The 19,467-nt window shown below is 31.2% G+C and carries 18 protein-coding genes; 14 read left to right on the top strand and 4 right to left on the bottom strand.

Features of this window, described 5'->3' with window-relative positions; genetic code table 11:
- Window positions 1-14 precede the first annotated feature (14 nt).
- Entirely contained in the window at window positions 15-1,124 is a 1,110-nt protein-coding gene (locus tag IM744_RS16340) for a glycosyltransferase (protein ID WP_194509243.1), read from the top strand.
- The gene (locus IM744_RS16335) at window positions 1,114-1,521 is read left to right on the top strand and encodes a sugar 3,4-ketoisomerase (RefSeq protein ID WP_194509242.1); all 408 of its coding nucleotides are present in this window, start codon (window positions 1,114-1,116) and stop codon (window positions 1,519-1,521) included. Before IM744_RS16340 ends, IM744_RS16335 begins: the two co-directional genes overlap by 11 nt.
- On the opposite strand, the gene IM744_RS16330 is transcribed toward IM744_RS16335, so the two are convergent.
- Both IM744_RS16330 and IM744_RS16325 read right to left on the bottom strand, forming a co-directional pair.
- A complete protein-coding gene (locus tag IM744_RS16330) occupies window positions 1,512-2,429 on the bottom strand; it encodes a glycosyltransferase family 2 protein (protein WP_194509241.1) in 918 nt (305 codons plus the stop codon). The genes IM744_RS16335 and IM744_RS16330 overlap by 10 nt on opposite strands.
- Window positions 2,426-3,346 (bottom strand): glycosyltransferase family 2 protein, encoded by a 921-nt coding sequence (locus tag IM744_RS16325; protein WP_194509240.1) that lies wholly within the window; start codon window positions 3,344-3,346, stop codon window positions 2,426-2,428. The genes IM744_RS16330 and IM744_RS16325 overlap by 4 nt, the downstream gene beginning before the upstream one ends.
- Window positions 3,347-3,503: 157 nt before the next feature.
- On the opposite strand from IM744_RS16325, the gene IM744_RS16320 reads away from it, so the two are divergent.
- The 3 genes from IM744_RS16320 (at window position 3,504) to IM744_RS16310 (ending at window position 6,603) form a co-directional block, all read left to right on the top strand.
- Window positions 3,504-3,950, top strand: coding sequence for a hypothetical protein (locus tag IM744_RS16320; protein ID WP_194509239.1), 447 nt, complete (start codon window positions 3,504-3,506; stop codon window positions 3,948-3,950).
- Window positions 3,943-4,884 carry a hypothetical protein gene (locus IM744_RS16315; protein ID WP_194509238.1) on the top strand — a complete coding sequence of 314 codons (942 nt, stop codon included), beginning with the start codon at window positions 3,943-3,945 and terminating at the stop codon, window positions 4,882-4,884. Before IM744_RS16320 ends, IM744_RS16315 begins: the two co-directional genes overlap by 8 nt.
- 99 nt (window positions 4,885-4,983) lie before the next feature.
- The gene (locus tag IM744_RS16310; RefSeq protein ID WP_194509237.1) at window positions 4,984-6,603 is read left to right on the top strand and encodes a right-handed parallel beta-helix repeat-containing protein; all 1,620 of its coding nucleotides are present in this window, start codon (window positions 4,984-4,986) and stop codon (window positions 6,601-6,603) included.
- On the opposite strand, the gene IM744_RS16305 is transcribed toward IM744_RS16310, so the two are convergent.
- A complete protein-coding gene (locus IM744_RS16305) occupies window positions 6,600-7,283 on the bottom strand; it encodes a cell division ATP-binding protein FtsE (protein ID WP_194509236.1) in 684 nt (227 codons plus the stop codon). The two genes, IM744_RS16310 and IM744_RS16305, sit on opposite strands and share 4 nt — an antisense overlap.
- 311 nt (window positions 7,284-7,594) lie before the next feature.
- Here IM744_RS16305 and IM744_RS16300 point away from each other — a divergent pair, with 311 nt between their 5' ends.
- From IM744_RS16300 to IM744_RS16280, 5 genes are all read left to right on the top strand, one after another.
- A complete protein-coding gene (locus IM744_RS16300) occupies window positions 7,595-10,615 on the top strand; it encodes a tetratricopeptide repeat protein (RefSeq protein WP_194509235.1) in 3,021 nt (1,006 codons plus the stop codon).
- Between the two features lie 84 nt (window positions 10,616-10,699).
- On the top strand, window positions 10,700-11,200 hold the full coding sequence (locus tag IM744_RS16295; protein WP_194509234.1) for a T9SS type B sorting domain-containing protein: 501 nt from the start codon (window positions 10,700-10,702) through the stop codon (window positions 11,198-11,200).
- A gap of 27 nt (window positions 11,201-11,227) precedes the next feature.
- Entirely contained in the window at window positions 11,228-12,946 is a 1,719-nt protein-coding gene (locus IM744_RS16290; protein WP_194509233.1) for a porin family protein, read from the top strand.
- 174 nt (window positions 12,947-13,120) lie between these two features.
- Window positions 13,121-14,737 carry an amidohydrolase gene (locus IM744_RS16285; protein WP_194509232.1) on the top strand — a complete coding sequence of 539 codons (1,617 nt, stop codon included), beginning with the start codon at window positions 13,121-13,123 and terminating at the stop codon, window positions 14,735-14,737.
- Between the two features lie 186 nt (window positions 14,738-14,923).
- Window positions 14,924-15,229, top strand: coding sequence for a GIY-YIG nuclease family protein (locus IM744_RS16280; RefSeq protein ID WP_194509231.1), 306 nt, complete (start codon window positions 14,924-14,926; stop codon window positions 15,227-15,229).
- 123 nt (window positions 15,230-15,352) lie between these two features.
- Here IM744_RS16280 and IM744_RS16275 read toward each other — a convergent pair whose 3' ends face one another.
- Entirely contained in the window at window positions 15,353-16,048 is a 696-nt protein-coding gene (locus tag IM744_RS16275) for a class I SAM-dependent methyltransferase (protein WP_194509230.1), read from the bottom strand.
- Between the two features lie 150 nt (window positions 16,049-16,198).
- Here IM744_RS16275 and IM744_RS16270 point away from each other — a divergent pair, with 150 nt between their 5' ends.
- The 4 genes from IM744_RS16270 to IM744_RS16255 are packed head-to-tail and all read left to right on the top strand — an operon-like array spanning window position 16,199 to window position 19,320.
- On the top strand, window positions 16,199-16,693 hold the full coding sequence (locus IM744_RS16270; RefSeq protein ID WP_194509410.1) for a YkgJ family cysteine cluster protein: 495 nt from the start codon (window positions 16,199-16,201) through the stop codon (window positions 16,691-16,693).
- A 7-nt stretch (window positions 16,694-16,700) separates the two neighbouring features.
- A complete protein-coding gene (locus IM744_RS16265) occupies window positions 16,701-17,603 on the top strand; it encodes a hypothetical protein (protein ID WP_194509229.1) in 903 nt (300 codons plus the stop codon).
- Between the two features lie 5 nt (window positions 17,604-17,608).
- Window positions 17,609-18,448 (top strand): sterol desaturase family protein, encoded by an 840-nt coding sequence (locus IM744_RS16260; protein ID WP_194509228.1) that lies wholly within the window; start codon window positions 17,609-17,611, stop codon window positions 18,446-18,448.
- Complete coding sequence (locus IM744_RS16255; RefSeq protein ID WP_194509227.1) at window positions 18,448-19,320, top strand: glycerophosphodiester phosphodiesterase; 873 nt, start codon at window positions 18,448-18,450, stop codon at window positions 19,318-19,320. The genes IM744_RS16260 and IM744_RS16255 overlap by 1 nt, the downstream gene beginning before the upstream one ends.
- Window positions 19,321-19,467 lie beyond the last annotated feature (147 nt).

The raw sequence follows: 19,467 nt of genomic DNA, 5'->3' as shown, positions 1-19,467 counted from the left end.
AAAGATAGCTTTTAATGCTAAAAACTGATAAAAAAAAAATTTGTATTGTAGCAATTTCATTGTCAAAAGGTGGTGCAGAACGGTCTGTTTCAATGCTAACTCATATGTTGTCTAGAATAGGGCATGAGGTGCATCTTGTAATCTTAGTCAATCAAATTTATTATTCGTATTCAGGTAACTTATTTAATCTAGGTATATCCAAAGATATTAATGGTGATACGATTTTTAGCAGATTAAAGCGTTTCAAAAAATTTAGAGATTATCTCAAAGTACAAGAGTTTGATTTTATTATTGATCATAGGCCTAAGAATAATTACTACAGAGAGTTGTTCTATCAGAAATATTTATATAGAGATATAAAGAAAATATATGTACTCCATAGCTCAAAACAAGTTTTAAACACAAAAGATTCATTACATAGATTTATTAAAATCTACAAGAGTAATTATGTTAATATAGCGGTTTCTAATTACATTAAAAATGAAATATTAAAAGCGAATGGATTAGATAATTCACTGACTATTTACAATGCATATGATCCAAAATGGATAGATTCAGATAAAATTTCTGAAAATCCTTTAAATGACAAAAATTATATTTTATCCTATGGAAGAATTGAAGATGAAATAAAAGATTTTAGATTTCTTATTGATTCATTTTTTAAATCTAAACTATGGGAAAAGAATATTTTTCTTGTTATTTTGGGAGATGGCAAGGATAAGGAAGAACTTAAGGTTTATGTAGAGCAATTAAAATGTAGTGATTTCATCCTATTTTATCCTTACACAACTAATCCGTTTCCTTATATTTATAATAGTAAATTTGTGACTTTAACGAGTCGTTATGAAGGGTTTCCAATGGTGATTTTAGAAAGCCTATCAGTTGGAGTTCCTATAATTTCTTTGGATATTAAATCTGGACCAAATGAAATAATAATTCATAAAGAAAATGGGTTATTAGTACCAAATAGAAATGTAGATGATTTTGCAAAAGCGATGATAAGTCTATTTCAAGATGAAAAATTATATAATCATTGTAAGAATAGAGCCTCTAATTCTGTTGAAAAATTTTCTATAAACAATATTTCTCGTCACTGGGAACAATTAATAAAACATGCACAATAGTATAAACGATAAAATGATTATTGAAATTCCTAAAATTTCAGACCCTAGAGGCAATCTCGCAGTTATAGAAAAAGACTGTATCCCTTACGCAATTAAAAGAGTATATTATTTGTATGACGTACCAAGTGATGCGTTTAGAGGAGGACATGCTCATAAAGAACAGCAAGAGTTCTTAATCGCGCTAAGTGGTAGCTTTGAAGTCGTACTTAATGATGGTAAATCAAAACAAAGAGTAATGCTTAATAAACCCAATAAAGGATTATTAATACCTACTGGGATTTGGAGAGAGTTAGATAATTTTTCATCTGGTGCAGTATGTTTAGTATTAGCTTCTGGTGAATTTGACGAAAATGATTATATAAGAGATTATCAGGATTATCTTAATTTTTATGTTTGATAATACGTTTTTTGTCCTTTCAGTGATTTTAGTTTTAATACTATTTTTAAAAACCATCTGGGACTATTTATAAGCACTTTTCTTTTGAATGATAGATTTTCAAGGCTCAAAGAGTTTCTATAAAATAGATAAGAACTTTTATCTTTATTTAGTGTGCTTAAAATAGCGAGAGAAAATCTGTTTCTATCTAAAAACCTTTTCAAATTTAAGTTGCATTTTTCTTCTTCTATATATTTATCAAATTTTGATTTGTCTTTTAAGTTAACAGTTGTGTTTGATAAGCTTGAAGTGTTGTATACATAATAGACCATCACTTTATTAATAAATACTACAGGAAAATGTAATCCAAACCGTATCCATAAATCTGTGTCTTGACCAGATTTTATTGTTTCATCAAATGTTCCTGTAATGTTGAGGATAGATTTTTTAAAAACAACACTTGATCCAGATAATATAGAATGATCTTGGCTGGCCTCAAAATAATCTAAAATCTGAATATCTTTATCCATTTTAAAACTATAAGAAACAGGTACTATATTGTCATACTTATGAGCAATGGCTGTCGTAAAAATAGCTTCATCAGGATTTTTAGAAATAGCGTCACTAATGGTTTCTAAAAATTGTTCATCCCAAAAATCATCACCATCTAATAGTGCAATATAATCGCCTTTTGCTATTTTTAATCCTTGATTTCTAGCATGTGAAGCACCATGGTTATCTTGATCAATAATTTTAATTCTAGAATCTTTAAACTGTTTTATAGCCTTTAGACTATTATCTGTAGAACCATCATTGATAATGATAACTTCAAAGTTTGTAAAACTTTGTTTTAAAACAGAATTTAGAGTTTGTTCTAAATATGCCTCTTTATTGTAAACCGATATTATAACTGAAATAAAAGGATTCATGAGTTTAAATCTTGATAACAAATGTAACTCAATTTATAAAATTGTAATAATCGAATGTCTGGTTTACGACTTAATAGATTTTTTTTAAAACGATTTTTGAAAACTCGATAAATCTTAGAGAATAGATAATTAAGTTTTAATCTTTTTAAGGATTTATAGGTGTTGTAAAGGGAATTATCGGTTTGTTGGATTTCTTTATTTAAGTCTAATTTTAAAAGCGTATCAATAGATTGCTCAATTTTATGAAGATAAATTTCGTTGGGTTCTAAGCCTAAATGATAGACTTCATTATCTATATGATAAACCTTAAATTGGAGGCTCTTTAATAAAGCTCCAAAATAATTGTCATAGCCATAACCTCTTTGCGTAATTTGTGAATTAAGCTCTAAGAAAACCGTTTTCTTTATTAAAAAATTAGCAGAAATCACAATCTTATAAGGTGTTTTGTTTCTTTTTGATGCATGAACTTGTTCATTAGATGTTCCGTATCTCCAACGTAACATATAATCGTTTTTTGGTTGTTCTAATGTGTAAGCAAAACCTCCATAAATCGCATCATTTCCTGTAGATAATAAAGCGATATATTTTGAAATAAACTGATGAGATTTTGGCATCACATCTGCATCTAAAAATAATAGCCAATCATAACTTGCTTGTTTTGCAAGCGCTTGTCTTGTGGCAACTCTTCCAAAGTTATTACTCGATAATTTATATGACGTGTATTGGAGTTGTTTAATTTCAGCATTTAATATACCTGTCTTTTTGTTAGAATAATCATCAAGGCATATTATTTCAAACTCAACTTGACTAGCTATTAATTGCTCATGAAGTAAATTCACAAGAGGTCTAATATCATAGTTATAAACAGGAATAAGTACCGATAGCATATAAAAGGTCAAAGTAAATTTGTCATCCAAAAATACACTTTTTAATTATGAATATTAAAACAAGAAAAAGGATACAATGGTCTGAAGTCATATTACTATCAAATTCATTATTTAGATATATTGAAAAGTAAAAAAGCACACAATGTTTTAAAGATTATTATATTTATGTTTTCTCTAGAAAAATTACATGAAGTTTTATAAGAATTTTATAGTCTATTGGTGTGCCATTTTTTTGGTTATAGCTTTTGTTGGTAGATTTACAGCTGTACATAAAGAATATTTTCCTTTTTTTAGATGGTCATTATATTCAAAAACTCCCAATACAATTAAACAATCTTACATATTAGTTGAAAAGATTGGTGATTCTACGTTACCTGAATTAACAGATTTAAGAAAACTCACCAATTATCATCATATAAATCTAGTTGATGTAAATTTAATAGTAACAGATTTTTATGATCAATATAATTTGGGAAACCTTGAAAAAAAACAAAACATCTTCAAGATTTTTCCAAAAGAATCGACATTCCATTTGTATGAGTCTACTATGGATTTGAACATTGAGGATTATGAAAAAACTAGAATTGTAAAACGATTGTTAACTTATAAAAACGAAGATTACTATTTTGAATAAGGAACTTGAGAATCATTTTTTTTGGAAATTTGTTTTGAGTAAAACATCAATATTAGATAAGCCAAGTTCTATCTTGTTTGATGATACAAGTAGACTTGTGAAGTTTAGTTACGTTGCTTTTGCTATCATAGCATTTATTCAATTAGGTAAGCTTGATGATATAGCTGTTTCTAGACTTATTGATACTTTATGGCCAGTATTCTTTGTTAATCAACAAAATTTACTTTTCATCAGTTATTTTTTATCAATAAATTTAATGTTGAGTTTAATTTTAGTGTTACTCAAAAATACGCAGTGGTCTAGAATTTATCTGTTTGTTATTTATTTTTTATTAGTAGCGTTAACTAATTCGTTTGGAAAGATAAACCATGCCTCTCACCTTGTTTTAATTCCATTATTTTGTTTTGCACTAATGCCAGGCAAAGAGAGTTCAAACTATTATAAAGAGAAAACAATTTTAATGTTTTTAAGTGCAAAGTTTTTCTTATTAGTAGCCTATGCGTTAACTGGATTTTGGAAAGTATTTTGGGGAGTGATAGAACTTTTTACACAAAACGTTAGTCTGTTTTCTCCTTTATCTTTTCGAAATGTATTGATTTATCAATTTGAGATCACGCCAAAAACGTTATTGGGAGATTGGTTTATTGAGCATTATATTATTGGCTGGGTTTTGTATTTATTCGTCATTTATCTTGAGTTGTTCTCAATTGTTGTTTTTTTTAAACCTAACCTATACAAGATTTGGGGTATAGGGTTAATCCTACTACACGTAGGCTTAGGTGTAGTACTTGGGGTAAATAATTATATGGCTCCATTTGCTATTGGTATTTTATTAATTCTTTCACCTTTTCAAAAAGAAACATCCTTTAAAGAAATGTTGTCTGATTTTCCTGTAATTGATTGGTTTAATTTTCTTAAAAGAAAACAATACTAATTTTTAATGTATATATAAACGATATAGAACAAATGGTTTTAAGATAGTATTAGCGATTAACATTATTATTTTTGGTACACTAATTGAAATAACGAAGTCATGATAAGAAAAACATTCTATATCTTATGTTGTTTTGTTGGGTTTTATTTAAATGCTCAGCAAGAATTTCATGTGTTTCCAATGGATGATCTTCAGTCACCTGGAGCTACTTTAGGGAATGGATCATTAGCTCAACCTTGGGATTTACAAACTGCGTTGAACCAAAAAACAAGTATTGTTAATTCTGGAGACACAATTTGGATTCATGAAGGTGTTTACAATGGGAAATTTGTGAGTTCACTTCAAAGTCTTAAGCCCAATCAATACATAACTGTTTCTGGTTTTAAAGATGATAAAGTTGTTCTCAACGGAAATGTGAATTCTCCAAGTAAAGCTGTTCTAGAGGTTAAGAGCCAACAAGTCATATTTAAAAATTTTGAAGTGACGTTTTTAGGAGACTATGCTAGACATGTAAGGGACCTCAGTTTTATAAGAGCAGACGGGATTAACCATACGTCTGGTCAAGATTCTAAATTCATAAATCTTACAATCCATAATAATCCTGGATCAGGATTTGGTTCTTGGAAACATACAGGAGGCACTATAATTTATGGCTGTAAAATTTTTAATAACGGTTTCTTTTCCGAAGTAAGAGGACGAGGAGCTGGCATTTACGTGCAAAATATAAGTGATAAAACCAGAATTATTAAAAACAACATCATTTTTAATAATTACTATATGGGTATTGAGGTTTGGTCGGCTTCTAAAAAAGCAAACTCTAGTTATGTTAAAAATATGTTGCTCCAAAACAATATAATTTTTAATAATGGCTCATCTGGAGGGTATTTTAAAAACAATATCATAGTTGCTACAGATGATAATAATGGTGTCAATAGAGCGACTAATATCAAGCTTGTCAATAATATTTTATATCATAATACTGATGTAACAAAAAGTGCAAAAGGCGATGCTGGATCATTGACATTAGGTGTTAATAGTAAAGCACCATTACTTGATGTAGAAGTGATAGATAATATCATTATTGGTGGTAATAATGCATTAAGATTTGATAATGCAGAGAATACTGTCTTTAAAAATAACATTATTTACGGTGGCTATGTACATTTCTATGAGTACGGATTGACAAATTTTGAAACATTAGATTTTGATAACAATAAATATTTTTCTAAAAACAATAGAAATTTTAGAGTCATCAATAAAAAGGATTATACTATGGCAGATTGGAAGTCAACATTATCCATAGACGTTAATAGTACATGGCAAAATATTAAGAATTTTGATATGAAATCAACTCTTAACATATCAAAAAATGAGTTTGCTCAAAATGAATATAGAGTAACATTATTTCAAAAAGAAGGTCAATCGGTTGTCATTGATTTCTCAGAATATAACCTAAAAACGGGAAGTTCATTTAAAATCTATGATGTAGAAAACCCAAAAGCAATATTAAAATCAGGTATACTTCAAGAAGATGGTAATATTGTATTCCCAATGGATAATTCAAATTTTGAAAAACCATTACACAATACTAAAGCACAAAAAACATTATCAAATTTTGGAGTATTTACAATAGAGTTTGAAAATAGTATTCCTTCGGAAATATCCACTGAAAAGAAAGATAATGCCTTTAAACGTTTTTTTAGATGGCTAGGGTTTTAACTCTTACGTTGCACAACCTCAAACACCTTATTCTCATCACATTTCAAGGTCTTACTTGGGTATTTTAGTAGTAAAGCATAATCGTGAGTTGCCATTAAAATCGTGTTACCATTATTATTGATATCACGTAACACTTCCATAACTTCAATACTCGTTTGCGGATCTAAGTTACCTGTAGGCTCATCTGCCAGTATAAGTTCAGGGTCATTTAATAAAGCTCTGGCAATTGCAATACGCTGTTGTTCTCCACCAGATAACTCATGCGGAAACTTAAAGCCTTTGGTTTTCATATCCACCTTATTTAAAACCGATTCAATGCGTTCTTTAATTTTGGTTTTGTCTTTCCAGCCTGTTGCCTTTAAAACAAATTCTAAATTGTTATTGATAGTTCTGTCTGGTAATAATTTAAAATCTTGAAATACAATACCTAGTTTTCGTCTTAAAAACGGAATATCCTTCTCCTTCATAGTACGTAGATTATAATCTACAATATGACCTTCACCTTCGGTAAGTTGTAAATCACCATAAAGCGTTTTCATAAAACTACTTTTTCCACTTCCGGTTTTACCAATGAGATAAACAAAGTCACCTTTGTTCATTTCAAAATTAACATCAGATAACACCATACTATCTCCTTGGTAGATAGATGCATTTTTGAGTTGTAAAACAGTTTCAGACATATTAATATGAAGATTTTAATAGAATTGTAAATGTATTATAAAAAAAAATCAAATTCTAATTCTCAAAAATCAAATTCCTAAAATTGAAAAAAAAATAATTTATTAATTCCTTCCATTTTGAAGGGAAGATGGATTTAAACTTTTTTAGAAGTTTAAAGACGGAAGGGTTATAAATCCATAGATAAAACGAAAAGTGTAACGTAATCATAAATAAAGCATCTTTTTAATAACCTTGTGTATAATTATGGCACAGATTATGCGTTATAGGTTAGAGATAAATTATCTTTGGCATCAATTAAAAATCGAACTTAATGACTTTCAGAAAAATAAGTTTTTTACTTGGCTTTTTACTGTTTGCCTTGCATATGCAAGCGCAACAGTCGGCTACATACACTAGTGACCTGGTAGAGTATCAAAAAGCACTCACACTTTATAATAATCAGCAATATCAAGCAGCACAGTCGCTATTTGAATCTATTAAAGATGACGCTCCAAATGAAACTTTGGAGTCAGATTGCGCCTATTACATTGCCAATTGTGCAGTACGACTCAATCAACAAAATGCAGATGATCTCATTCAGGATTTTATGGAGGATTATCCAACAAGCACCAAACGAAATACAGCTTTCTTAGATGTAGCAGATTTTTATTTTGCTAACGGAAAGTATTCGTATGCAAGAAAATGGTACGATAAAGTTGATGAAAGTAGCATGGCAAGATCAGAACGTGAAAAATTCTACTTCAATTATGGATATTCATTGTATTCTACTCAAGATGAGGCTGGAGCATCAAAGTATTTCAATAAAGTAGTCACTTCAAAAACATATGGTTCTCAAGCCAAGTATTATATTGGTTTTATGGCTTATGAAGGTGATGATTATGATAAAGCCAACGAGTATTTCGATCAAGTAAGTGATGAGGATAAATACAAAGAAAAGTTATCTTATTATCAAGCCGATTTAAATTTCAAACTAGGTAAGTTTGAAAAAGCTATCGAGTTGGCTAAAGAGCAATTAGATAATAGCAATCCACAAGAAAGATCTCAACTTTCAAAAATTATAGGAGAGAGTTATTTTAATTTGGAGAATTATTCCGAAGCTATTCCGTATTTAAAAGAGTATAAAGGTAATCGTGGTAAATGGAATAACGTAGATTATTACCAATTAGGCTACGCATATTACAAGCAAAATGATTTTGAAAGTGCAATTTCTGAGTTTAATAAAATCATTGGAGGAGATAACAGCGTTGCTCAAAATGCTTACTATCATTTAGGAGTGAGTTATATCAACTTAGATAAAAAACAAGAAGGACTTAATGCGTTTAGAAACGCGTCTCAAATGGATTATGATTTAAAAATTCAGGAAGATGCTTGGCTAAACTATGCAAAGATTAGTTATGAGATTGGAAATCCGTATCAATCTGTACCACAAGTATTGACCAGTTATTTAGATAAATATCCAGAGACGAGCTACAAAGAAGAAGTAGAAACCTTATTAATTGACTCTTACATCACATCAAAAAACTATAAGGAAGCTATTAAACTTCTAGAAAACAAAAAGAGTTTTGAAAACAGAGTAGCTTATCAAAAAGTAGCATTTTACAGAGGAATAGAAGTTTATAATGAGGGTGATTACACAAATGCTAAGAATTTATTTCATAAGTCTATCAAAGAAGCTAAAGAACCAGTTTTTACAACTAGAGCCACATTCTGGAAAGCAGAAACCGATTATCACCTAAATAATTTTGATGATGCGTTGATTGGCTTTAAGCAATTTGAACAGCAAGGCGAAGCTTCCGCAGTAAATGAAATCAATAATATAGATTACAACATTGCTTACACGTATTTTAAACTTAAAAATTATAGTAAGGCAACAGAACATTTTCAAAAATTTGTTAATAATCACAAGGAAGATAAGTTGCGTTTAAATGATGCGTATTTAAGACTTGGTGATGGTTATTTTGTGTCTAGTGATTATAATAGTGCAATTTCAGCCTACGATAAAGCGATAGCCATTAATGAAATTGAAAGTGATTACGCAACGTTTCAAAAAACGATGAGTTATGGTTTTAGTGGTCAAGGCTCTAAGAAAATTAGCGGATTAAATTCTTTCATAAACGATTATCCTAGATCTTCATTGCGTGATGATGCGATGTATGAATTGGCAAATTCTTATATAAAAACGAACGAAACAGATAAAGCGATGGCAATGTATGATCGCTTAAATTCAGAATATAAAAACAGTGTTTTCATCTCAAAAGCTTTATTGCGTCAAGGATTATCATATTACAATGCAAACAATAATGAGCGTGCTTTAAGCAAGTTTAAAAAAGTAGCTAGTGATTATCCATCAACTGAAGAAGCTAATCAAGCAGTAGCAACAGCACGATTAATCTATATAGATTTAGGTCGTGTAGAAGAATATGCAGCTTGGGTAAAAACATTGGATTATATTAATGTGACAGATGCAGAGTTAGATAACACCTCTTATTTAGCTGCGGAAAAACAATATTTAGATAATAATACAGATAGTGCTATTCGTCAGTTCAATAAATATTTAAATGAATTCCCTAACGGAATGCACGCTCTTAAATCTCATTTTTATTTAGCTGAATTATATTCTAAAAAGGAATTGCCAGACAATGCTAAACCGCATTACGAATATGTGATTAATAAACAAAAAGGAGAATTCACTGAGCAATCAATTGTCAAATTATCTGAAATATATTTAGGTAATAAAAATTGGGATCAAGCCATACCATTATTAAAACGTTTGGAAAATGAAGCAGATTATCCGCAGAACATCACCTACGCACAATCCAATTTGATGAATGCTTATTATCAAAAAGAAAATTATACCGAAGCAGTGAAGTATGCTGAGAAGTCACTTCAAAATTCAAAAATTGATAATAAAGTTAAAAGTGATGCTCAAATCATTATTGCACGCTCTGCCATTAAAACAGGAAATGAAAGTAAAGCCAAAACTGCTTATGCTGAGGTTGAGAAAATAGCAACAGGAGCATTAGCTGCCGAAGCTTTGTATTACAACGCTTACTTTAAAAACAAAGAAGGTAAACATGAATTGTCAAATACAACGGTTCAAAAATTAGCTAGAGATTACAGTAGTTATAAATACTACAGTGCAAAAGGTTTAGTGCTTATGGCAAAAAATTATGACGCTTTGGGTGATGCTTTTCAAGCGACATACATTTTAGAAAGTGTGATTAGTAATTTCTCACAGTTTGATGATGTTGTTACTGATGCTCAAGAAGAACTCAATAGAATTAAAACTAAAGAAGCCAAAACGAATTCATCTGTACAGCCTCAAAACTAAAACCAATTCCTGCGAAAGCAGTAACCTCATCATTAAAAAGCGATTACATCAATGATAAAACAAATAAATTTTTTAATAATTCTAATGTCCGTTTTTACAATCTTATCATGCGGAGAAGACGATAATAATAATGTAGAAGAGCAAGATGTTTTTGAAGGTTGTTGCTCACCAGATCCAGTATTTGGACCTAATGTTGATAATTTAGATCAATCAGCAGGTGCAATAGTGGTAGATAATATTTTTACTCCTAATGGAGATGGCTATAATGATCTCTTCGGAATAGAGAATATAGAGTTGTACGAAAACCATACTGTTACTATTTATGATATTGAGGATAACGTGGTTTTTGAATCTAATAACTACGGAAATGAAAATAATTATTTCCCAACAGGTCAACAAGGAGAAAACGGTGTGACTGAAACACCAGACGGAACATACAAATACAAAGTAGTTATTGAAAATGAAGAGACATTTCGAGAATCAGGCACTTTTTGCTTATTCACTCAATTTATGGATGTAGAACAAAACTTTAGCGAGTGCAATCCATTAGATCAAGGATTTGATCCAATAATTTCAGGACTTTAATAATACTTTACAATCAAATTATAGATTATGAAAAACAATCTCAAATATATAATCCTAGCAATATTAACCTTAAACGTTGCAATCACCTTCGCTCAAGAACGTGAAAACGACAGTATTGATGGCGGAACGGTAAATGTGGTAAAACCATATACACCAACAATATCAGACGCATTTAAAATCAAGGAAATCCCAACCTTAAACGATTCTACAACCATTAAGAAAAAGGTAATTAAATATAATATTTTTTCAATTCCTGTAGCATCAACTTTTACACCTGCAAAAGGAAAAGCTGCAACTGTAGATAAAGAAAAAGCTGTAAAATTATACGATAATTATGCGTCTTTAGGCGTTGGAACTTATACCACGATTTTAGGCGAAGTCTATCTTAATCATGCCATTAGTAGAACAGAGCGTGTTGGCGGATATTTTAGTCATCACTCATCTTCCGGAGATATTGAAGACATTAATTTTGATAATAATTTTTCTGAAACAGGCCTGAATGCACATTACAGCCAAAAGCTTAGAGATTATTCTTGGAAAGTAGAAGGAGGCTTCCAATTACAAAGCTTTAATTGGTATGGTTTACCAAATCAAGATGTTGAAGTTTTTGATGTAGGTCATTCATTTTATACAGCAAATATTGGTGGAAACATCAAGTTTGATGATGCTATTTTGAAAAAAGGAAGTGTCTTGTTTAGACGTTTCGGTGATGATCAAGATTCTGGAGAAAACCGTTTTGTATTAAAGTCTGGTTTTGATGTTCCTGTATTAGATGAGGTTATTAATACAGAAGTGACCATAGATTATTTAGGAGGTTCTTTTGATAAAAACTATTTCGTTGATGAAGAACTTAAGTATAGTAATATTGTGTTTGGATTGGCGCCAAGCTATAAAATGAAACAAGACGATTTGACTCTTAGTTTAGGAGTTAATCTCGTATACTTTAATGATAGTGAGGCCAGTGATAGTAAATTCTTTATCTATCCAAACATCACAGCGAGTTACCGTTTAGTTGACGAATTATTAATTGCTTACGGAAGTATTGAAGGCGGACTAAACCAAAACTCGTATTACGATTTTGCACAAGAAAATCCATTTGTGTCTCCAACATTGTTTATAACTCCAACAGATCAAGCTTATAAAGCCTCAGTAGGAATAAAAGGTAAATTGTCTAATAGTATGAGCTATAATGTTAATGGACGATATTTTGCCGATAATAATAGAGCGTTGTTTAAGTCGAATCCAGATTCTGGTATAGATCGTGAGAATTATCAATTCGGAAATTCCTTCGGAATTGCTTACGATGACGTTAAAACCTTCGCTATTGGTGGAGAGTTAAATGTTGATGTAAACCGAAATTTTAAACTCGGACTTAAAGCAGATTATTTTGCATATAGTACAGATAACGAAGCCGAAGCATGGAATCTTCCAGATATTGAAGCGTCTGCATTTTTAGACATTCAAATTGACGAACATTGGTTTGCAGGTGCTAATTTATTCTTCGTAGGAGAGCGTAAAGATCAATTTGTCACAGGAATTGGCACTTTAAGCTTGCCAGTTGTTTCAACAATAGCATTAGATAGTTATTTTGATGCCAATGCGCATGTAGGTTATAAAATCACAGACCAATTATCTGCTTTTGCAAAAGTAAATAACATAGCAAGTCAAAATTATAATCGCTGGATGAACTATCCTGTTCAAGGGATTCAGTTTTTAGCAGGAGCGACGTATCAATTTGATTTTTGATGTAGATTGTCATCCTGAATTTGTTTCAGGATCTCATAATTTAAAAAAAGCATTCATTCTTAAATTTTTAGAATGAATGCTTTTTGTATTTTTACTACACTTAAAAAAAACAGACAATTATCCTGCAAGGTTTTAGAAACCTTGTAGGTATCTTTATTTCATAAAATACAACCAATGAAAAAACTATCCATCCTCATCGTATTATTTTCAATCTTCTCGTGCTCCAAAGAAAAGCAAAAAGTAGATTCTATAGTGTTCAACGCAAATATCTACACAGTTAATGATTCCTTCGGAAAAGCAGAAGCCTTCGCCATAAATGATGGTAAGTTCTTAGAAGTAGGTGCTTCCGAAGATATCAAAGCAAAATACGTTTCAGATAATATCATCGATGCCAATGGAAAAACAATCGTTCCAGGACTAATAGATGCACACTGTCATTTTTTCGGCTTGGGTCTTGATCAACAGGCAGCAGATTTAGTTGGTACCAAAAGTTTTGAGGATGTAGTAAAACGGGTTTCCGATTTTCAGAATAAAAACCAAGCCTCATTTATTTTAGGTAATGGTTGGGATCAGAACGATTGGGAAGAGAAAGAATTTCCGAAGAAAACATTATTAGATAAATTGTTTCCAAAAACTCCGGTGGCCTTGTTTAGAATAGATGGTCATGCTATTTTATGTAATCAAGCAGCTTTAGATTTAGGAAATGTTACTGTAAATACTAAAATAGAAGGAGGAGAAGTAGTCATAGAAAATGGAGAACTTACAGGTGTCTTAGTGGATAACGCTGAGAGCTTAGTATTAAATTATTGGCCACAATCAACACGAGACGATGCGATAAAAGCATTATTAGCAGCTCAAGATATTTGCTTTGATTTAGGGTTGACAACCGTTGATGATGCTGGATTAGGTCAGCAAGAAATAGAACTCATTGATAGCTTACAGCAATCGGGTGATTTGAAAATGAGAGTCTACGCAATGGTCTCGTTTACTCCAGAAAATGTAGACTACTATTTAAATAAAGGCATCACAAAAACCGATAGATTAAACGTACGCTCATTTAAGTTTTATGCAGATGGTGCTTTGGGTTCTCGAGGAGCCATGTTGAGAGAACCATATAGCGACAAAGAGAATCATTTTGGATTATTGGTCACAAATTTAGAAACCTTTAACCAACAAGCACAGAAAATTGCTAATTCAGAATTTCAAATGAATACACATGCTATTGGAGATAGTGCAAACCATGCGGTATTACAAACTTATAACAAAGTGTTAAGTGGTAAAAACGATAGAAGATGGCGAGTGGAGCATGCGCAAGTGGTTTCTCCAGAAGATTTTGATTTGTATAAAAATGTCATGCCATCTATCCAGCCAACACATGCAACAAGTGACATGTATTGGGCAGAAGATCGCTTGGGAGAAGAGCGTATAAAAGGTGCTTACGCTTATAAACAATTACTTAAAGCCTACGGAAAAGTAGCTTTAGGGACAGATTTTCCTGTGGAACAGGTGAGTCCGTTTTTAACTTTTTATGCTGCTGTAGCAAGACAAGATTTAGAGCAGTTTCCTGAAGGCGGATTTCAGAAAGAAAACGGATTGTCACGTGAAGAAACCTTAAAAGGAATGACCATTTGGGCAGCCTATTCTAATTTTGAAGAAAACGAAAAAGGAAGTATTGAAACGGGTAAATTTGCAGATTTTATCATTTTGGATAAAGATATTATGACTGTTGATCAAAATGAGATTCCTAAGATTATTGTGGAGCAGACTTTTGTTGGAGGTGAAGCACAATAATGATTTTTAGCATGAAATATGTCATTCAGAGCGCAGCGAAGAATCTTTAATTAAAGTGAGATAATGCATATTGGATTCTTCAGTCGTGCCTCCTTCTGAATGACAAATTGAACTTCAATTCTAAATTTGTAATTAAGATTGCGATATGTCATTCAGAGCACAGCGAAGAATCTTTAATTTCAAACTATGAAAACTAAAGGGTCACATAACTATTATGTATATATTCTAACAAATAAAAACAAGACTGTTCTTTATACAGGTGTCACTAATAATTTGAAGGAAAGATTATATTCTCACAAAAATCCATTGCCATTTTCAAAAGCATTTACTACTAAATACAAATGCTTCTTTTTAGTGTATTATGAGCATTTTTTTGAAATTGATGTTGCGATCAAAAGAGAAAAGCAGATAAAAGGATTTAGTCGATTGAAAAAAGAAGACTTAATTATGAATTTTAATTCAGAGTGGGCTTTTTTAAACGATACTATATAAAAGATTCTTCAGTCGTTCCTCTTTCTGAATGACAACGTGAACTTCAATTCTAAATAGATCATTGTTAAAAAGCGATATGTCATTCAGAGCATAGCGAAGAATCTATCACAAAAAAAATAGTTCTTAAGTAATCCGCACCAAAAAATCAAAATGTTCACCATCCAAAACCTTCTCACATTGCAAGCCAACAGCTTCGCAAGCCAATTGCAAACGCTCAAAATCTAGATACAACCATTTCATTTTCTCTTCTTCTTCGCCTTTGTAACTTAAGAAATAATCTAATTCTCCGTAATAATTTGCGTTGGTGTCTATCCATAATCCGCCATCTTCATCTTCATACATATATTTAATATCTGAAGAATCGATTAAGATTTGACCACCAGGATTTAAAAGCGATTTTAAATGATTGAGGTATTTAGACACTTGAGAGACCTCTTGGAAAATACCAGTTCCATTCATTAATAAAAGAATAGTGTCAAAAGTATCGGTTTCTTTAAGGATGTCTTTTTGTTCTACATGCTCAACACCACGTTTTTTAGCAACGTCAACAGCACCTTCAGAAATATCAATTGCTCTCACTTTGAAACCTTTCTCTTGAAGATATAAACTATGACTTCCGGAACCACAACCAACATCTAAAACGTTTCCTTTTGCTAATTGTAAAGCCTTTTGCTCTAGTTTGGGCATTTCCGAATAACTTCTAAAAAGATAGGGAATAGGTAACTCGTCTTCACCAGAAATATTAGTTGAGGTGATGAGGTCTTCGGTATAATTATTGTTGAAATAATCTTGTAAGGCTTTACCAAAAAGGTCTTTCATTTTTTTGTCATTCCGCACTTGATGCGGAATCTATTTTAATTAATAGCTTTTGCTATTTAAGTGATTTTAGAACCTAATCAATTTAAAGATTCTTCATCTCGCTCTAAATGGCAAGTTTGATTATCTTTGTTTAAACCTTGAATTTTGAATATCAAACCCAAAATAGAAAGTCTTCCAAAGCTCGCCAAAGATAAGCATAAGGAAAATAAAACCTTCTTTACGAAGCTTAAAAAAAAGCCACCAAAAAAGCTTGATTACCTCATGCAAGAACTGCATGAAGAAGAATTTGAACGTACAGATTGTTTAGAGTGTGCCAATTGCTGTAAAACAACGGGACCTCTATTTACACCAAAAGATATAGAACGGATTGCTAAATTTTTTAAAATGAAGCAACAACAATTCATTGATACCTATTTACATTTAGATGAAGAGAATGATTATGTGTTGCAGTCTGTACCTTGCACGTTTTTGGGTGCAGATAATTACTGCTCTATTTATGAGGTGAGACCAAAGGCTTGTAGAGAGTTTCCACATACAGATAGAAAGAAATTTCAGCAGATCTCAAATCTAACTTTAAAAAATGTGGCGATTTGTCCCGCAGCATATAACATTGTTGAAGCCATGAAAAAAAATATTAATCTTTAAGATAGCCATGAAAAAACTAATTGTAGTTCTAATATTTTTTGTTTCAATATCTGGTTTTTCCCAAATTAGAGAATGGAACACGTCTTTGGAGGCAGCTAAACGTTTAGCTACTATTCAAGATAAGATGGTTTTGATGATGTGGGAAGAATCTACTTTGATACCAATGCCTGTTATAATTAATGCTGATAATGGTAAAAAGGTTCTTATTGAGGATCTGTTTACTAATGAATATGTCAACGAATTGATTTGGGAATATTTTATACCTGTAAAAGTATCAGAATCAAATTATTCAGAGTTATTTGATGAGATAAAAAACGATAGAAATGCAGACTACATAAATAAATTTAATGATGATACTATTAAAGTTTTAGATGTTAATGGTAATATTTTAAATGTAGAAACTGTTTACAGTGATAATTACCTAAATATATCAGATTTTATTTTAAAGTATGCTTTAAATACGTCGCTTTTAAAAGGAGAATATTTAGCTTACAGAAAGAAGAGAAGTTTCTACTCTGCATTTAGATTAGGAGCTGGTTATATAGATATGGCAACCTTTGTGCTTCCAAAGGTAAGACAAGAAATGATAAACTTATCTGATATTTATTTTCAAGAGGCACAAACATATTTAGATCAGGATTCTATTGGTAAATCTGAGTTATATCAACAAAAAATCAATCTTCAAAAAATCAAACAACAATTAGTCCTCAATAGACCTAGAAAAGTTTTAAGACAATTAAAACGTATAGATCCTTATACAATAGATAGTACTGATGAACCAGAAATTGCCTTTTTATACTTTACTGCTCATCTTTTATTAAATGATGAAAAAAGTGCTAGTGAATGGCGAAGTAAACTTTCTTTAGTAAATTTGAAAAGAGCAAGTCAGATAATAACCTCAAATCAATAAGTTTCATGGAAGCCATAATTAATTACTTTGAAACGATTCCTACGCTTCATAGAAGTCTGATTCTTGTTGGCGGACTCACATTATTCTGGTTACTTGAAGGCACGTTACCATTATTTAATTTCAAATACAAAAAATGGAAACATGCAGTACCAAACCTGTTTTTTACATTCACTACAATTATTGTAAATTTTACTTTAGCATTTACGTTAGTTGCAACAGCAGACTGGGTAAAGACAAATAACTTTGGAATTATAAACTGGATTCCAAATTTACCACTTTGGGCTTATGCGTTGCTTGGAGTTATGTTACTCGATTTTGTAGGTGCCTATTTAGCACATTATGTAGAACATAAAGTAAAACCATTATGGATGGTGCATTTGGTGCATCACTCAGATCATAGCGTAGATACTACAACAGCAAATAGACATCACCCTTTGGAGAGTATCATTCGTTTTGCGTTCACATTATTTGGAGTTTTTATTGTTGGAGCACCAATTGCAATTGTATTTCTATACCAATCACTATCATTAGTTGCTACACAGTTTGGACATGCTAATATTAAGTTGCCTAAAAAAGTAGATAAAGCCCTAAGTTATGTCTTTGTCTCACCAGATATGCACAAAGTACATCATCATTATAAGTTGCCATATACAGATTCTAACTACGGAAACATCTTTTCCATTTGGGATCGTCTCTTTGGGACGTTTATGACTCTAGATAGAGAATCCATAATATATGGTGTAGATACGTTTCCAGATGAAGTTGCTAATGGTAAAATAGGAGAGCTTCTCAAGCAACCGTTTCATAAATACCGAAATCCAACAACCATAAAAACCCAAGATTAATGCGTTATTTCTGGATCTTTAGCTTTGTTATATTGTATAACTGTAACTCACAAAAACCAATGGATATTCAAGGTCACAGAGGCTGTAGAGGCTTACATCCCGAAAATTCTTTACCGGCATTTAAAAAAGCATTAGATCTTAAAGTAACAACTTTAGAGTTGGATGTTGTTATTTCAAAAGATCATAAAGTAGTCGTTTCTCATGAGCCTTTTATGAATCATGAGATTGCTTTAGATGTCTTCGGAAATGAGATAACTCCACAATTGGAGAAGTCATTCAATTTATACACAATGACATATGATAGTATTAAATTATATGACTGCGGAAGCAAAAAACATCCAAGATTCCCATTTCAGAGAAACGAAAAAGTCTATAAACCACTACTAACCGAAGTTATTGATTTAGCTGAAAATGAGTCTGGTAAAACCATTTTCTATAATATAGAAATTAAAAGCATGCCAGAATATGATGGCATTTACACACCAAAGCTTCAAGAATTTGTGCAGTTAGTTCTTAGTGTCATAGAAACTAAAGGCATAAGTAATAGAACTATTATTCAAACTTTTGATGTAAGAGCTTTAGAAGAAGTTAGGATCCAAAACTCAGAACTTACTACTGCATTGCTCGTAGATGAAAATGAATCTATAGACTCTAAACTTAAAGAACTTTCTTTTAAACCAGAGATTATAAGTCCGTATTTTAAACTTCTAGATAAAAAAAGCATTTCTAATTTTCAAGACAACGGATTCAAAATCATACCATGGACCATAAATGAAGTAGCAGATATCAACTTGATGATTGATTTCAAGGTTGATGGGATTATTTCAGACTATCCTGATCGAGTGATACAGGTTGGGAAATCAAATAATTAAACTTGACATTCGTTTAAGTGTTCATTTTAAGCGATTTACGGTTGCTCTTTTTTTGTCAAACACTAATCTATCCTGCATTTGGTCTACTTTTTTTGTAATTATATTCCGTTCATCGTTTCTTTTTGAGAATACATCTAAGATATTAAT

Origin of the sequence: Psychroserpens luteus, assembly GCF_015319355.1 — a bacterium.
In the GTDB taxonomy this organism is placed as follows: domain Bacteria; phylum Bacteroidota; class Bacteroidia; order Flavobacteriales; family Flavobacteriaceae; genus Psychroserpens; species Psychroserpens luteus.
The sequence above is the reverse complement of the archived record's forward strand: the minus strand, read 5'-3'. Positions and strand labels throughout refer to the sequence as shown.

Bases quoted from the DNA above. Each gene is read 5' to 3' on its own strand.
- IM744_RS16340 (WP_194509243.1), top strand. From the start codon at position 15: ATGCTAAAAACTGATAAAAAAAAAATTTGTATTGTAGCAATTTCATTG.
- IM744_RS16335 (WP_194509242.1), top strand. From the start codon at position 1,114: ATGCACAATAGTATAAACGATAAAATGATTATTGAAATTCCTAAAATT.
- IM744_RS16330 (WP_194509241.1), bottom strand. From the start codon at position 2,429: ATGAATCCTTTTATTTCAGTTATAATATCGGTTTACAATAAAGAGGCA.
- IM744_RS16320 (WP_194509239.1), top strand. From the start codon at position 3,504: ATGAAGTTTTATAAGAATTTTATAGTCTATTGGTGTGCCATTTTTTTG.
- IM744_RS16310 (WP_194509237.1), top strand. From the start codon at position 4,984: ATGATAAGAAAAACATTCTATATCTTATGTTGTTTTGTTGGGTTTTAT.
- IM744_RS16305 (WP_194509236.1), bottom strand. From the start codon at position 7,283: ATGTCTGAAACTGTTTTACAACTCAAAAATGCATCTATCTACCAAGGA.
- IM744_RS16300 (WP_194509235.1), top strand. From the start codon at position 7,595: ATGACTTTCAGAAAAATAAGTTTTTTACTTGGCTTTTTACTGTTTGCC.
- IM744_RS16295 (WP_194509234.1), top strand. From the start codon at position 10,700: ATGTCCGTTTTTACAATCTTATCATGCGGAGAAGACGATAATAATAAT.
- IM744_RS16290 (WP_194509233.1), top strand. From the start codon at position 11,228: ATGAAAAACAATCTCAAATATATAATCCTAGCAATATTAACCTTAAAC.
- IM744_RS16285 (WP_194509232.1), top strand. From the start codon at position 13,121: ATGAAAAAACTATCCATCCTCATCGTATTATTTTCAATCTTCTCGTGC.
- IM744_RS16280 (WP_194509231.1), top strand. From the start codon at position 14,924: ATGAAAACTAAAGGGTCACATAACTATTATGTATATATTCTAACAAAT.
- IM744_RS16275 (WP_194509230.1), bottom strand. From the start codon at position 16,048: ATGAAAGACCTTTTTGGTAAAGCCTTACAAGATTATTTCAACAATAAT.
- IM744_RS16265 (WP_194509229.1), top strand. From the start codon at position 16,701: ATGAAAAAACTAATTGTAGTTCTAATATTTTTTGTTTCAATATCTGGT.
- IM744_RS16260 (WP_194509228.1), top strand. From the start codon at position 17,609: ATGGAAGCCATAATTAATTACTTTGAAACGATTCCTACGCTTCATAGA.
- IM744_RS16255 (WP_194509227.1), top strand. From the start codon at position 18,448: ATGCGTTATTTCTGGATCTTTAGCTTTGTTATATTGTATAACTGTAAC.